Here is a 12751-nt window from a genome sequence, read left to right on the forward strand (position 1 = left end):
GGCGCATCGCGTGCAGCGGTGGATGCCGGTTACGTGCCGAACGACTATCAGGTCGGTCAGACGGGCAAGATCGTGGCACCGCAGTTGTATGTGGCTGTGGGTATCTCGGGTGCGATCCAGCACCTTGCGGGCATGAAGGATTCGAAGGTGATCGTGGCGATCAACAAGGATCCGGAAGCGCCGATCTTCTCGGTGGCGGACTATGGTCTGGTGGGCGATCTGTTCACCGTCGTGCCGGAACTGACGAGCGCGCTGTAAGCGTCTGACGTAGTACCGAAGTGAAGTTGTGCGGCTGCGAGATCCATCTCTCGCAGCCGATTCGCATGAGGAGGCGTGCAAGTGCGTCTTCATGCGAATCGGTCGAGCAGCATCTGCAGTGAAAACAGAACGAACATAACAATATGCATCCCGGTAATCGCCACCCACCGAAGGCAATCGGAATCCCTTGGAGGAACGACATGAGTTATCAGGCCCCGATCAAGGACATGCAGTTCGTGATGAACGAACTGGCGGACCTGAACCGCATCGCTGCGCTGCCGGGTTATGAGGAAGCCTCGCCCGAACTCGCACAGGCCGTGCTCGAAGAAGCGGCCCGCTTCAATCAGGAAGTGCTCGCGCCGCTGAACGTGATCGGCGATCAGCAGCCGAGCACGTGGAAGGACGGCGTCGTGACGACCACGCCGGGCTTTAAGGACGCCTTTCGTCAGTTCTCCGAGGCGGGCTGGCAGGGCGTGGTGCATCCGCAGGAGTTCGGCGGTCAGGGCTTGCCCAAGCTCGTTGCCACGCCGTGCACGGAAATGCTCAATGCCGCGAACCTGTCGTTCGCACTGTGCCCGCTGCTGACCGACGGCGCCGTCGAAGCGCTGCTCACGGCCGGTACCGACGCACAGCGCGCCCTCTACGTCCCGAAGCTGCTTTCGGGCGAGTGGACCGGCACGATGAATCTGACCGAGCCCCAAGCCGGTTCCGATCTCGCGATGGTGCGCACGCGCGCCGAGCGGGAGGGGGACGGCACCTATCGCATCTTCGGTACCAAGATTTTCATCACGTTCGGCGAACACGACATGGCGGAGAATATCGTCCACCTCGTGCTCGCGCGCACGCCCGATGCGCCCCCGGGCGTTAAGGGCATCTCGCTGTTCATCGTGCCGAAGTTCAACGTCGACGCCGAGGGCAAGCTCGGCGCGCGCAACGACGTGCACTGCGTGTCCATCGAGCACAAGCTCGGTATCAAGGCGAGCCCGACGGCCGTGCTGCAATTCGGTGACAACGGTGGTGCGACGGGATATCTCGTCGGCGAAGAAAACCGCGGTCTCGAGTACATGTTCATCATGATGAACGCTGCGCGTTTCGCCGTCGGCATGCAGGGCGTGGCCGTCGCCGAGCGCGCTTATCAGCACGCGGTGGCGTATGCGCGTGATCGTCTGCAAAGCCGTCCGGTGGATGGCTCGTCGCGAGACGCCGTCACGATCATTCATCACCCAGACGTCAAGCGCATGCTCATGACGATGCGTGCGCTGACCGAAGGCGCTCGCACGCTGGCCTACGTGGCAGCAGCGCAGGCCGATATCGGTCATCACGCCGCCGATGCTGCCGAGCGCAAGCGCGCCCAGGCCATCTACGAATTCCTCGTGCCGATCGTAAAGGGCTGGAGCACGGAGATGTCGCTGGAGGTCACGAGCCTCGGTGTGCAGGTGCACGGCGGCATGGGCTTCATCGAAGAAACCGGTGCGGCGCAGTACTATCGCGACGCGCGCATTCTTCCGATCTACGAAGGCACGACCGCGATTCAGGCGAACGACCTGATCGGTCGCAAGACGCTGCGCGATGGTGGCGCGGTGGCGCGCACGCTGTGCGAGATGGTCGAAGCGACGGAGAACGAGCTGCGCGCAGCGGGTGGCGTGGCGGCATCGGTGGCGGAGCGCCTTGCCAGGGGGCGCGAAGCGCTGTCGATCGTAGTCGACTATGTCGTGGCGAACACGCAAGACAACGCCAACGCCGTGTTCGCAGGCAGCGTGCCGTATCTGAAGCTTGCGGGCATCGTGCTGGGCGGCTGGCAGATGGGACGTGCGTTGCTGGCCGCGCAGAAGCTGCGCGATCAGGATCCCTCGTTCTTCGATGCCAAGATCGGCACCGCACGTTTCTTCGCGGATCACATCCTGACGCAGGCGCCGGGTCTGGCGCAGTCGATCACCGAGGGGGCCGACTCGGCCTTGTCACTGAACGACGCGCAGTTCTGACGCGTTAGCATCGCGCAAAAACGAAAGGCGACCTGCGGGTCGCCTTTTCTTTTGCGCACGAACATCGTCGGACAAATATCGTTGACGAAAAAAAAAACGGCACTGCGTGATTCACGCAGTGCCGTGCATTGGGTCCCCGCCTCAGCCGCTAAGCCGGCATCCTGAACCGAAGGTTCAAGGTGGTCGCGGTTAGTAGCGCTTTGGGTTCATCAGACAGAGTGACGCTCACGCCAGCACTACAAACTTCCGCAACCTGCAACAGATCATTGGTTCAAGGAATCTATGACTTTCGCGAACCAGGCAGGGAAAACTAACCTTTCGGACCGGACGTCTGCGGGTGTCTTTCAGTTCTGATACTGATCGATCACTGCGCTCAGTCGTTCGTCCATGAGTTGCATTCTACGCTGAATTTCTTCGGCGGGGAATGCTTGTCCAGCAGCAATACTTTTTTCCAGTGCAAGCAATTCGGATGCCAGACTCAACGCTGCCATGACGGCAATCCGGTCAGTGCCGCGTACGCTGCTTTGCGCGCGGACCTTGCTCATTTCGGCATCCACGCGCGACACCGAAGCGAGCAGGTCGGCTTCGTGTTCCGGCGGGCAGGCGAGTCGGTACGACTGTTCCAGAATATGAACTTCGAGCTGCTTGATCGTCATGCGTTTTCTCCACCGGGGGCACCGAGCAGATCCATCTGACCCTCAGCGGGGTTCTGCGTGGGAAGCTTTTCAAGGATGGCGTTCAGGCGAACCTGTGCCTCGTCGATCTTGGCAGCAAGCTGATCGCGTTGCAGACGCAAGGCGTCACGCTCCGTGCGCAATTGCTCAATGGCAGCGCGGGTTTCGTCGCATTCGGCACGCGCGCGGTCGAGTTCCGCGAGCAGCGCTTGATTGTGTTGGTGAAAACGCTGGCTGATAAGAACCAGCTGTTCCATTTTGTCGGTGAGATTGTCGAGATCGGTGAGCATCGGGCTGCGTCCTCTTGATTGCCCTACATTCTAACGGAATCGGCGGCCAATGCCCGACGAACGAGCATTGACGCTCGTTCCAATGGCCCCTACACTTGCGGCACTTCGGTGCTCGCGCACGCCCCCCGGCATGCGCAGTTAAACGGGAAACAGGGAGCCGCGTCCCCACACGGGCTGGCCAACCTGTGCTGCCCCCGCAACGGTAAGTCATTCTTTCGGCCCGAAAGGTTTCCGAAAACGCGCCTCGCCTCCATTGCCACTGCGTGCTATCCGCATGCGGGAAGGCCGGTCAGGCGCCATGATGACCAGCCCGGATACCGGCCCAAGTGAGTGGGGAATCATCCATGCCGCCCGGCTTTGAGCCACAGGTGGCCTGACGTCGTTTTCATGTGTCGATGCCCAGCATCCGTGACGTGTCACCGGCGCTCCCCTTGCGCCGGCGGCCCGCGGGGGAACGGGCCTAGGCTATAAGAAAATTACGGAAGTCACACCCGACCATGCGCACCCACGTTCGCGCGATGGCGCCGCACGCGCCTGCTTTTGCACGTCTCGCTTCGGCGCCCGCCGCCAGCGCTCTCACCTGTATTTCCACCTGCATTCCCGCTCCGCGCCGTCTCGCGATGGCTGCCGCCTTGCTGGGCGCAAGCCTCGGCGCGCACGCGCAGTCGAGCGACGCGTCGCTCAACACGACCGTCGTGACGGCTTCGCGCACGGAGCAGAAGCTGGCGGACACGCTCGCCTCCACCTCGGTCATCTCGCGCGAGCAGATCGAGCAAAGCCAGGCGCAGGATCTTCCCTCGCTGCTGCGCGGTCAGGCCGGTGTGGAAATTGCGCAGAACGGAGGCTTCGGCACGACGGCCAGCATCTTCATGCGTGGCGCGAACTCGAACTCGTCGCTGGTGTTAATCGACGGCGTGCCCGTCAACTCGGCCACGACCGGTGTGACCAACATCGCTCAGATTCCGGTGTCGCAAATCGACCACATCGAAATCGTACGCGGCAACGTGTCGGCCCTGTATGGCTCGCAAGCTGTTGGTGGCGTGATCCAGATTTTCACGCGCAAGGGGGACGGCGGCCCGCCCAAGGCTTACGCCGAAGTCGGCTACGGCACGAACAACACCACGCAGGCCAACGCAGGTATCGCCGGGTCGTTCGAAGACGGCAAGACGCGCTTCTCGCTGGATGTGTCGCGTTTTCATACTAACGGCATTTCTTCCCTTGATCCGCGCTTCTATCCGAAGGCCAACCCGAACCGCAACGGCGACGACAACACCAGCGTGACGGCCTCGCTCTCGCGCAAATTCGGCGACACCTGGGAGGTCGGTGCGCGTCTGTTCCAGAGCGACGGCAGCAGCAGCTACGACAACGCCTTCGGCAAGCCCTCCGATCTGAACGACACCGACGCACGCGTGCGTCAGATCTCGGCATACGCCAAGGGCAACATCACCGACAAGTGGAACACGCGCTTCACCGTCACGCAGGGCGACGACTACAGCTACAACTACCTGAACGGCAAGGGCAACGGCAACTTCCATACGTCGAACAACCAGATCGACTGGGCCAACGAATACGCCTTCATGCCGGACCACAAGCTGATCGCGGGTTACACGCGTCAGGAACAGACGGTCGAAGGCAGCACGACCTACAACCACAACAACCGCCATCTCGACTCGTTCTACGTCGGCTATGAAGGTGTTTTCGCGCAGAAGCACGAAGTGCAGGCCACCGTGCGCCGCGACATCTATTCGGACTTCGGCGGTGCGAACAGCTACTGGGTCGGTTACGGCTACAAGCTGACCGAGCAGTGGAAGCTGATGGCCAACGCATCGGACGGTTTCCGTGCACCGACCTTCAATGAACTGTTCTACCCGGGCTACGGCAATCCGAACCTGCAACCGGAGCGTTCGATCTCGAAGGAACTCGCCGTCCAGTTCTACGACCCGGCCTTCGGTCTCGCGAAACTGGCGCTGTTCCGCACGAGCTACACGAACCTGATCCAGTCGCTGTCCGTGTTCCCGTACACGGCCGCAAACGTGGCGAACGCGCGCGTCGAAGGGCTTGAGCTCACGTATCAGGGCAAGATTCAGTGGACGGGCACGGACGTTCGCGCGTCGTTCACGCGTCAGAACCCGACCGATCTCGATGCCAACAAGGTACTTGCCCGCCGCGCCAGGCAATACGCGTCGTTCGGCGTGACGCAGAAATTCCTCGGCAAGTACTCGGTCGGTGGCGATGTCTATTACAGTGGCGAGCGTTACGATACGGGCGGCCAGCATCTCGGCGCTTACACGCTCGTGAACTTGCAGGCACGCTACGATATCGACAAGTCCTGGTACGTCTCGGCGCATCTGGACAACGTTTTCAACAAGAACTACCAGACGGTCTATGGCTACAACACCCTCGGACGCGCAATTTACGTCTCGCTTGGCTGGAAGCAGTTCTGACGACGTCCCGGCAGGACGTGACGCCGCATGACGCTGCGTCGCGCCCTCGCCATATGGACGGGACTGGCCGGTGTCGCGCTGGCCGTGCTCGTTGCGTCGCTTATGCTCGGAAGCGTGCCGGTTTCGTTGCGTGAGATCGGAGCGCTCGCGCTCGGCCACGATGTCGGTCTGGCGGGCGACGTGGTCTGGCGACTGCGTCTGCCGCGCGCGCTCGCCGCATTCGCCTGCGGCGGCTTGCTGGCAGTGGCTGGCACGCTCATGCAAACGCTGCTGCGCAACCCGCTAGCGGACCCTTACGTGCTCGGCATTTCCGGTGGCGCAGGCGTCGCGGCGCTTGCGTCGCTGGCGCTCATGCTGCCGTTTTTCTGGGTGCAGACGAGTGCTTTCCTCGGCGCACTGGCAGCCATCGCCATCGTAATGGGCCTCTCGCACCGCAGCTTCCTGCGCCCCGGCGATCAGGACAGCAGCACCAAACTGTTGCTTACCGGCGTGATGATGGCCGCCGGCTTCGGCGCACTTTCCACCCTGATTCTCACGCTCGCGCCCGACGCGAGTCTACGCGGCATGCTGTTCTGGCTGACGGGCGATTTGAATGGCGTGGATCGCGCGTCGCTGCCGCTTATCGCCCTCGCTGTGACCTTGCTCATCGTCTGCCCGGTCGCTCATCGGCTGAACGTGCTGCTGCGCGGCGAGGCTGTAGCTCAGGCCGTCGGTGTCGCCGTCGGCCCGTTGCGTGCGCGCGTCTATCTGGCGGCGTCGCTTGCGACGGCCGTCGCCGTGACGACCGCAGGCAGCATCGGCTTCGTCGGGCTTGTGGTGCCGCACATTCTGCGTCTGCGCTTCGGCAACGACCAGCGAATGTTGATTCCGGCGGCTGCCCTCGGCGGCGGCGCGTTGTTGATGCTCGCCGATCTGGTCGCGCGCACCGTGATTGCGCCGACGCAACTGCCGGTCGGCGTCATCACTGCGATGATCGGCGTGCCCGTGTTCCTGTGGCTGCTCTCGCGACGGGTGATCCGATGACATCTATGCCCTCAACGAACCCGACGACGAACGCAGCGATGTTGCAAACGCACGCGCTGACGCTGCGCGCGGGCGAGCGCGTGCTCGTCGACTGGCTGGACCTGGCGATTGCGCCGGGCGAGTGCTGGTGTCTGGCCGGACCGAACGGCGCGGGCAAGACGACGCTACTCGGCACACTCGCGGGATTGCGTCCCATCGACGACAAGCCGCAGCGCGATGCCACGATCACCGCCAGCGGACGTGTGGACATCGCAGGCAAGCCGCTCGCGCATTGGCGCCCCGGCCCGTTGGCGAAAGTGCGCGCGCTCATGCCTCAGCAGAGCCGCGACGCGTTCGGTGCGACCGCGCTGGAGGTTGTGCTGGCGGGCCGTCATCCGTATCTCGCGCAGGGCCGCTGGGGCGCATGGGAGTCCGACGATGACGTCGCGCTGGCCATCGACGCGCTCGCGCAAGTCGGGCTGGAAGACTTTGCGTCGCGCGACGTCACGACGCTCTCGGGCGGCGAGCGTCAGCGTGTATCGCTCGCGGCGGTGATTGCTCAGGCCACGCCGTTGCTGCTACTCGACGAACCTGTGTCGCATCTCGATCTGCATCATCAGATCGATGCACTCGAACTTCTCGCCCGCCACGCACAGCGCGACGATTGCGCCGTCGTTTTTTCGTGTCACGATCTCAACCTCGCGCGTCGCTTTGCCACGCACGCCCTGTTGCTCGACGGCCGTGGCGGGTGGCGCGCCGGTCCTGTGCAGGAGGTACTCTCCGCTGAGTATTGCAGCGACGCGTTCGGCTATGCGCTGCGCCTGATTCGCGATGGCGACGACGAGGCGCTCGTGCCGGTGCGTCGCACATGACTGACGTAGCCGGTGTACGTCCCCTTACTTCCGTATTCGACTTGATTGACAGGTGCTGTCCATGACCCAGGAAACTCCGAAATCCGACGCGCATTCCGCTGACAACGGCGTCGATGCGAATGCCGACGACGGCCGCAATGAACGCCATCGAGCGCGCATGGTGCGCAAAAAAGCGGTCGTCGACGAGAAGATCGAGAAAGCGCAGCGCGACTGTGGTGTGATCGTTATTACGACCGGCAACGGCAAGGGCAAATCCAGCTCGGGCTTCGGCATGGTCGTGCGCGCGATGGGGCACGGCATGAAGACCGGTGTCGTGCAGTTCATCAAAGGCGCAATCCCCACGGGCGAGGAGAAATTCCTGCGTCGTTTCCCTGAAGAATGCGAGTTTCACGTGATGGGCGAAGGCTACACGTGGGAGACCCAGGACCGTACGCGCGATATCGCCAAGGCCGAAGCGGCGTGGGAGCAGGCGCGCCGCATGTTGCAAGATGCCTCCTTTGGTCTGGTGTTGTTCGACGAACTGAACATCGCGCTCAAGCTCGGCTATCTCGACGTGAACACCGTGATCGCGGACTTGCAGGCGCGCCCCGACATGCAGCACGTGGTGATCACCGGCCGTGGCGCGCCGCAGGCGCTCATCGACGCGGCCCACACCGTGACCGACATGACGCCAGTGAAGCACGCGTTTGCCGATGGCATTCGCGCGCAGCCCGGCGTCGAAATGTAATTCCAGTCTCACTGCTCATCGTTTCAGGACGTTCCCGTATGACCGCATTCAGCCCCCTGCTGGCAGAACTTTTCGACATCGCTGCGCCATCGACGGCGATGGATGCCGCGCTCCAGCATGCCATCGACATCAAGACGAAGCCGCCCGGCAGTCTCGGCGCACTGGAGCGCGTGGCGCATCGGATCGGCCGCATTCAGCAGAGCGCGACGCCAGAGCTCACACGTCCCGCGATGCTGGTGTTCGCGGGCGATCACGGCGTCGTGGCCGCGGGCGTGAGTCCCTATCCGCAGGCCGTGACGGCGCAGATGGTGCTCAACTTCCTGCGCGGTGGCGCAGCCATCAATGTCTTCTGTCGCGCTGGCGGCATCGAGATGGAAGTGATCAACGCAGGCGTGGCGGCGGACTTTCCGGCCCATGCGTCGCTCGTGGACATTCCCGTCGCGCGCGGCACGCAGAACTTCGTCGACATGCCCGCCATGACGCGCGAGCAACTGGAGACAGCGCTTGCCGCCGGGGCCGCGCGTGTGGTGGCGCATGCGTCGCGCGGCACGCGCTTGATCGGCTTTGGCGAGATGGGCATTGGCAACACGTCGGCCGCCGCCTGTCTGATGCAGCGTCTGACGGGGCGGCCGCTCGCGGACTGCGTCGGCCGTGGCACAGGTGTGGACGACGCCGGTCTCGCGCGCAAGACGGCCGTACTCGAACGCGCGCTGGCGGCGCATCCGACAACCGGTGACATGCCTGACCCGCTCGACACGCTTGCGACCTTCGGCGGCTTCGAGATTGCGATGATGACAGGCGCGTATCTCGCCGCCGCGAAGCTCGGCCTTGTGATCGTGGTGGACGGCTTCATCAGCACGTCGGCACTGCTGGTCGCCGCGCGCGTCGCACCTGCGGTGCTCGATTACTGCGTGTTCGCGCACGCGTCGGACGAAACCGGGCATCGTGCCATGCTCGACGCGCTGGGAGCAGAACCTCTTTTGCAATTGGGACTGCGTCTCGGCGAAGGCACGGGCGCGGCGCTCGCGATGCCGCTGATTCAGGCGGCTGCGGCGTTCCTGCGCGAGATGGCGACGTTCGAAGGTGCGGGCGTTAGCGACCGCGCGTGAATGAGACGACAAACGAATGACGACCTCCGCCCCCGATCCTTCCGACGACTCCGTACCGCCGACACACGTGCCTGTGGTGCAGGATCGCGTGCGGGTCTCGTTCGGCGGATTCCGGGGACAGTTGCGTCTGTTCCTGACCGCGCTCGGATTCTTCACGCGTGTGCCGATTCCGCAGTGGGTGGGTTACTCGCCGGAGCAACTGAACGCCGCGACGCGTTATTTCCCGCTCGTCGGCGTGTTTGTCGGCGCGCTGGTGGCGTTGCTGACGGTGGCGATGGGGCACCTCTGGTCGCCGCATCTCGCTATTGCGCTGGGGCTTGGCGTGAGCGTGCTGCTCACGGGCGCATTTCATGAAGACGGACTCGCCGATTCCGTCGACGCTTTCGGCGGGGCGTTCGAGCGCGAGCGCGTGCTGGAGATCATGCACGATTCGCGCATCGGAACTTACGGCGCTGTGGCGCTGTGGCTCGCGCTGGCGGTCAAGTGGCAGGCGCTCGTCGACGTTCAGGCGTCGGTCGGATGGAGTGGCTTTGCCGTGGTGCTGATCGGCGCGCATGCGGCGAGCCGCAGCATGGCAATCAGTCTGCTGCGCACCCTCGATTACGTGCGCCCCGAAGGCAAGGCGAAGCCAGTGGCGCAACGGCTGAGTCTCGGCGGACTGATGTTCGGCGTACTTTGCAGCGCGCCGTGGTGGGTGTGGCCGGACTGGCGTGCCGGTGTGACGGGCGTGGTGGTCCTGATAGCACTGCGCGCGGCGTTCATCCGCTATCTGCGCCGACGCCTCGGTGGCTACACTGGCGACACGCTGGGTTTCGCGCAGCAACTCGGCGAGCTGGCGCTCTATCTCACGGTGTGCGCATGGATCTGATTCTGGTGCGTCATCCGCAGCCCGATGTGGCGTCTGGTGTCTGCTACGGACAGACGGATGTGCCGCTGATCCAACCGATCCAGCATGGGACGCTGGTCGCGAGAATCCGCGGTGCTATCGGAGACCGGCCGCTGACCGCGGTGCACAGCAGTCATCTGACGCGCGCGCGAATCCCGGCAAATTGGCTGTCGTCTATGTTTCATGCGCCGCATCACATCGATACCCGCCTCGCCGAGATGCACTTCGGCGAGTGGGAAATGCGTGGGTGGGACGAGATCGATCGCAATGCGCTCGACGCGTGGGCACAAAACGTCGCTGGCTTTGCGCCGCCCGGCGGCGAGTCGGCCCGCGACGTTGTGGTGCGCGTGGACGCGTGGGCGCGTGAGTTGCGCTCGCAAGTATCAGACAACGACGAGGTGCACGTTGTGATCGGTCACGCCGGGCCGATCCGTCTGCATATGGCCACGGCGTTGCGTTTGCCGACGACCACGTGCCTGCCGTGGGCACTCGACTTCGGTGGCATCTGCCATTTGCATATTGCCGACGACGGCAACGCGCGCCTGATTCACTGGAACGTGCAAACGAACGTTTAGCCGCACGCTGCTGCCGCCTCGCTGGCCGCCTTTACTTCGCAGAAGCCGTGCGACGCGAGCGCGCGATATCGAGGTCTTGGCACATCGTGCGGGCGCCGTCGAGAATGCGCGGGCTGGGGCGGTTGATGAGGTCGCCGTCGATGCCGAACAGATTGTTGTGTGCGACGGCCGGGAGTTGCGGCCACTTGCGCCAGTTATCCAGTGTGGCCAGCGGCTTGTCGGACTTCGTGGCCCCGGGTGTCGCGGTAAACATCGCTTCCGGCGCCTTGGCCAGTACCGCTTCGATGGACACGCGCGGCACGAGCGCCGGTTCGTCTGCGAAGATATTCACGCCGCCGCACAGGCGGATCACGTCGCTCACCATATGTGTGCCGTTCAGCGTCATGAGCGGCTGCGTCCACACCTGATAGAACACCGGTACCGGCGCGCGCGACGTATATTGCTTGCGCAACGCTTCATAGCGCGCGCGGAAAGCTTCTGCGGATTCTTTTGCTTTGGCAGGTGTGCCCATCAGTGTGCCGAGCGTCTCGATTGCGGCTGGCAGATCGGTCAGATGCTTCGGCTCCGAATAGAACACGGGTAACTTCAACTGACGCAGCGCCTCGACCTGACGCTGCGAATTGCCGTGCATCCACACGACGAGCAGATCGGGCTTGAGCGCGAGAATGCGTTCGAGATCGAGCGCATTGTTATCGCCCACGTGTGGAAGGCGCTGCGCCGCCTCGGGATAGTCGGAGTACTTCACCACGCCCACGACCTTGTCGCCCGCACCGGCGGCGAACAGCAACTCTGTGGCGTGCGGCGACAGACTGACCACGCGCTGCGCCGGGGCGGGCAGCGTGACAGTCGCGCCGGAGTCGTCCTTCACGGAGACGGCGGCATGTGCGCCGGACAGGGGTGCACATGCGAGGCAGGCGAAGGCGAGGGCAAGCGTCTGAACGCGAAGGCGGGTGAGCATGACCGGGCGGGGCAGCGATATCAGCGACATGGGTGCGATGCGTTCGATGAACGCGAAGCGAGGCGGGTGTAAGGGCTGGCGGGTGCGAGACGCGTCAACAAAGGAAACGTCGAAAAATGAGATCATTCCCGCCACGGACTCGCCATTTTCTGCGGGTTGGGGCGCGGCGACAAGCGTTTGAAAGACCGTCCCGCGAACCGATGTCACGCAACGGCTGTCGAATGATGCGTGGCATTCGGCGGCATGCCTGCCGTGCCGGATAGAACTGAAGGAGTCGACGTCGTGAAACGAAACTTGGGAATAGTAGGCGCTGCGGCGCTGGTGGTGGTCGCGATGCTCGCCGGGTGTGCTGCACCGGGCGGCGGTTCTGGCTCGGGAACCAGTGCAACGAGCACTAGCAAAGTGCAAGCCTATGGCGTGCTCGACGCCGGTGTGGCGGTGGTGAGGTAATGCGTTGATCCAAGTCGTCGACAAAAGCACGTCGACCGAAACGACTGCGCCCCCTGACGCCGAAGCGTTCAGGGGGCGCAGTGTCTGACGCGGTGCCGGGGGTGACGGGAACGTTACTGGAGCACAACTAAAACGTTACTGAAACGGGGCGGCACCCGGTAACTCGGCGCATTGCACAATGGACCGGAGTCCACGGCAACGGTCGAGCTACCGTGCGGCGTTAGTTCGATGCCGGAGCGGGGGCCATGGCGCCTGCGTCCGATGCCGGGGCGCTCATTGCGCCGCCGCCTGCATCGCTGGCCGCAGCCGGTGCCGGAGCGGTCGTGTCGGCCGCCGGGGCGGCCGGTTGATCTTCCTTCTTGGAGCAACCCACCGTCACAACAGTGGCGGTCAGAAGCGTGGCGAGCAACAGCGGCAGTTTTTTCATTTGGTCGTCCTTTTAATTGGGAAAGCCCTTGCGAAAGAACCTTCAGTCTAGCGGCGCCTTTCGGCGATGACTGTGTGCATTTGTTGCAGAAATGCTT

Annotated in this window: 14 protein-coding genes, 1 other RNA gene and 1 riboswitch; of the genes, 10 read left to right on the plus strand and 5 right to left on the minus strand. The window is 63.6% G+C overall.

The features are described from left to right. Both PAN31117_RS11465 and PAN31117_RS11470 read left to right on the plus strand, forming a co-directional pair. Positions 1–258: electron transfer flavoprotein subunit alpha/FixB family protein (locus PAN31117_RS11465; protein ID WP_217429652.1), on the plus strand; the 258-nt coding region annotated here is incomplete at its 5' end. 200 nt (positions 259–458) lie between these two features. After that, positions 459–2240 (plus strand): acyl-CoA dehydrogenase, encoded by a 1782-nt coding sequence (locus PAN31117_RS11470; RefSeq protein WP_150738303.1) that lies wholly within the window; start codon positions 459–461, stop codon positions 2238–2240. A gap of 129 nt (positions 2241–2369) precedes the next feature. On the opposite strand, the gene ssrS is transcribed toward PAN31117_RS11470, so the two are convergent. The 3 genes from ssrS to PAN31117_RS11485 all read right to left on the minus strand — a co-directional run bounded on the left by ssrS (position 2370) and on the right by PAN31117_RS11485 (position 3204). Next, positions 2370–2550: non-coding RNA, 6S RNA (gene ssrS / locus PAN31117_RS11475), on the minus strand. Between the two features lie 34 nt (positions 2551–2584). Further along, positions 2585–2896, minus strand: a complete 312-nt coding sequence (locus PAN31117_RS11480) for a cell division protein ZapA (RefSeq protein WP_039400039.1) — start codon at positions 2894–2896, stop codon at positions 2585–2587. Beyond that, positions 2893–3204: an ATPase gene (locus PAN31117_RS11485; protein ID WP_150738304.1), complete on the minus strand. Its 312-nt coding sequence runs from the start codon at positions 3202–3204 to the stop codon at positions 2893–2895. The genes PAN31117_RS11480 and PAN31117_RS11485 overlap by 4 nt, the downstream gene beginning before the upstream one ends. A gap of 89 nt (positions 3205–3293) precedes the next feature. Further along, positions 3294–3544: riboswitch (cobalamin riboswitch) on the plus strand. 157 nt (positions 3545–3701) lie between these two features. Here PAN31117_RS11485 and PAN31117_RS11490 point away from each other — a divergent pair. From PAN31117_RS11490 to cobC, 7 genes are all read left to right on the plus strand, one after another. After that, the gene (locus tag PAN31117_RS11490; protein WP_150738305.1) at positions 3702–5648 is read left to right on the plus strand and encodes a TonB-dependent receptor plug domain-containing protein; all 1947 of its coding nucleotides are present in this window, start codon (positions 3702–3704) and stop codon (positions 5646–5648) included. 27 nt (positions 5649–5675) lie between these two features. Then, positions 5676–6671: a FecCD family ABC transporter permease gene (locus PAN31117_RS11495; RefSeq protein WP_150738306.1), complete on the plus strand. Its 996-nt coding sequence runs from the start codon at positions 5676–5678 to the stop codon at positions 6669–6671. Further along, the gene (locus PAN31117_RS11500) at positions 6668–7522 is read left to right on the plus strand and encodes an ABC transporter ATP-binding protein (protein ID WP_370855750.1); all 855 of its coding nucleotides are present in this window, start codon (positions 6668–6670) and stop codon (positions 7520–7522) included. The genes PAN31117_RS11495 and PAN31117_RS11500 overlap by 4 nt, the downstream gene beginning before the upstream one ends. Positions 7523–7583: 61 nt before the next feature. Further along, entirely contained in the window at positions 7584–8249 is a 666-nt protein-coding gene (gene cobO, locus PAN31117_RS11505; protein ID WP_150738308.1) for a cob(I)yrinic acid a,c-diamide adenosyltransferase, read from the plus strand. A gap of 38 nt (positions 8250–8287) precedes the next feature. Beyond that, a complete protein-coding gene (gene cobT / locus PAN31117_RS11510; protein ID WP_150738309.1) occupies positions 8288–9358 on the plus strand; it encodes a nicotinate-nucleotide--dimethylbenzimidazole phosphoribosyltransferase in 1071 nt (356 codons plus the stop codon). Between the two features lie 16 nt (positions 9359–9374). Continuing rightward, positions 9375–10226 (plus strand): adenosylcobinamide-GDP ribazoletransferase, encoded by an 852-nt coding sequence (locus PAN31117_RS11515; protein ID WP_246189037.1) that lies wholly within the window; start codon positions 9375–9377, stop codon positions 10224–10226. Then, the gene (cobC, locus tag PAN31117_RS11520; protein ID WP_150738310.1) at positions 10217–10819 is read left to right on the plus strand and encodes an alpha-ribazole phosphatase family protein; all 603 of its coding nucleotides are present in this window, start codon (positions 10217–10219) and stop codon (positions 10817–10819) included. The genes PAN31117_RS11515 and cobC overlap by 10 nt, the downstream gene beginning before the upstream one ends. A 31-nt stretch (positions 10820–10850) precedes the next feature. Here cobC and PAN31117_RS11525 read toward each other — a convergent pair whose 3' ends face one another. Next, positions 10851–11807, minus strand: a complete 957-nt coding sequence (locus tag PAN31117_RS11525; RefSeq protein ID WP_246189038.1) for a cobalamin-binding protein — start codon at positions 11805–11807, stop codon at positions 10851–10853. Between the two features lie 252 nt (positions 11808–12059). On the opposite strand from PAN31117_RS11525, the gene PAN31117_RS27120 reads away from it, so the two are divergent. Beyond that, positions 12060–12227: a hypothetical protein gene (locus tag PAN31117_RS27120; protein WP_174990920.1), complete on the plus strand. Its 168-nt coding sequence runs from the start codon at positions 12060–12062 to the stop codon at positions 12225–12227. Between the two features lie 220 nt (positions 12228–12447). Here the strand turns inward: PAN31117_RS27120 and PAN31117_RS11530 are convergent, their stop codons facing one another. Continuing rightward, positions 12448–12654, minus strand: coding sequence for a hypothetical protein (locus PAN31117_RS11530; RefSeq protein ID WP_150738311.1), 207 nt, complete (start codon positions 12652–12654; stop codon positions 12448–12450). Positions 12655–12751 lie beyond the last annotated feature (97 nt).

Origin of the sequence: Pandoraea anapnoica (assembly GCF_902459765.1) — a bacterium.
In the GTDB taxonomy this organism is placed as follows: domain Bacteria; phylum Pseudomonadota; class Gammaproteobacteria; order Burkholderiales; family Burkholderiaceae; genus Pandoraea; species Pandoraea anapnoica.

Coding starts and splice junctions, on each gene's coding strand:
- PAN31117_RS11495 (WP_150738306.1), top strand. CDS start 5,676: ATGACGCTGCGTCGCGCCCTCGCCATATGGACGGGACTGGCCGGTGTC.
- PAN31117_RS11530 (WP_150738311.1), bottom strand. CDS start 12,654: ATGAAAAAACTGCCGCTGTTGCTCGCCACGCTTCTGACCGCCACTGTT.
- PAN31117_RS11500 (WP_370855750.1), top strand. CDS start 6,668: ATGACATCTATGCCCTCAACGAACCCGACGACGAACGCAGCGATGTTG.
- cobT (WP_150738309.1), top strand. CDS start 8,288: ATGACCGCATTCAGCCCCCTGCTGGCAGAACTTTTCGACATCGCTGCG.
- cobO (WP_150738308.1), top strand. CDS start 7,584: ATGACCCAGGAAACTCCGAAATCCGACGCGCATTCCGCTGACAACGGC.
- PAN31117_RS11480 (WP_039400039.1), bottom strand. CDS start 2,896: ATGACGATCAAGCAGCTCGAAGTTCATATTCTGGAACAGTCGTACCGA.
- PAN31117_RS11515 (WP_246189037.1), top strand. CDS start 9,375: ATGACGACCTCCGCCCCCGATCCTTCCGACGACTCCGTACCGCCGACA.
- PAN31117_RS11525 (WP_246189038.1), bottom strand. CDS start 11,807: ATGTCGCTGATATCGCTGCCCCGCCCGGTCATGCTCACCCGCCTTCGC.
- PAN31117_RS11470 (WP_150738303.1), top strand. CDS start 459: ATGAGTTATCAGGCCCCGATCAAGGACATGCAGTTCGTGATGAACGAA.
- PAN31117_RS11485 (WP_150738304.1), bottom strand. CDS start 3,204: ATGCTCACCGATCTCGACAATCTCACCGACAAAATGGAACAGCTGGTT.
- cobC (WP_150738310.1), top strand. CDS start 10,217: ATGGATCTGATTCTGGTGCGTCATCCGCAGCCCGATGTGGCGTCTGGT.
- PAN31117_RS11490 (WP_150738305.1), top strand. CDS start 3,702: ATGCGCACCCACGTTCGCGCGATGGCGCCGCACGCGCCTGCTTTTGCA.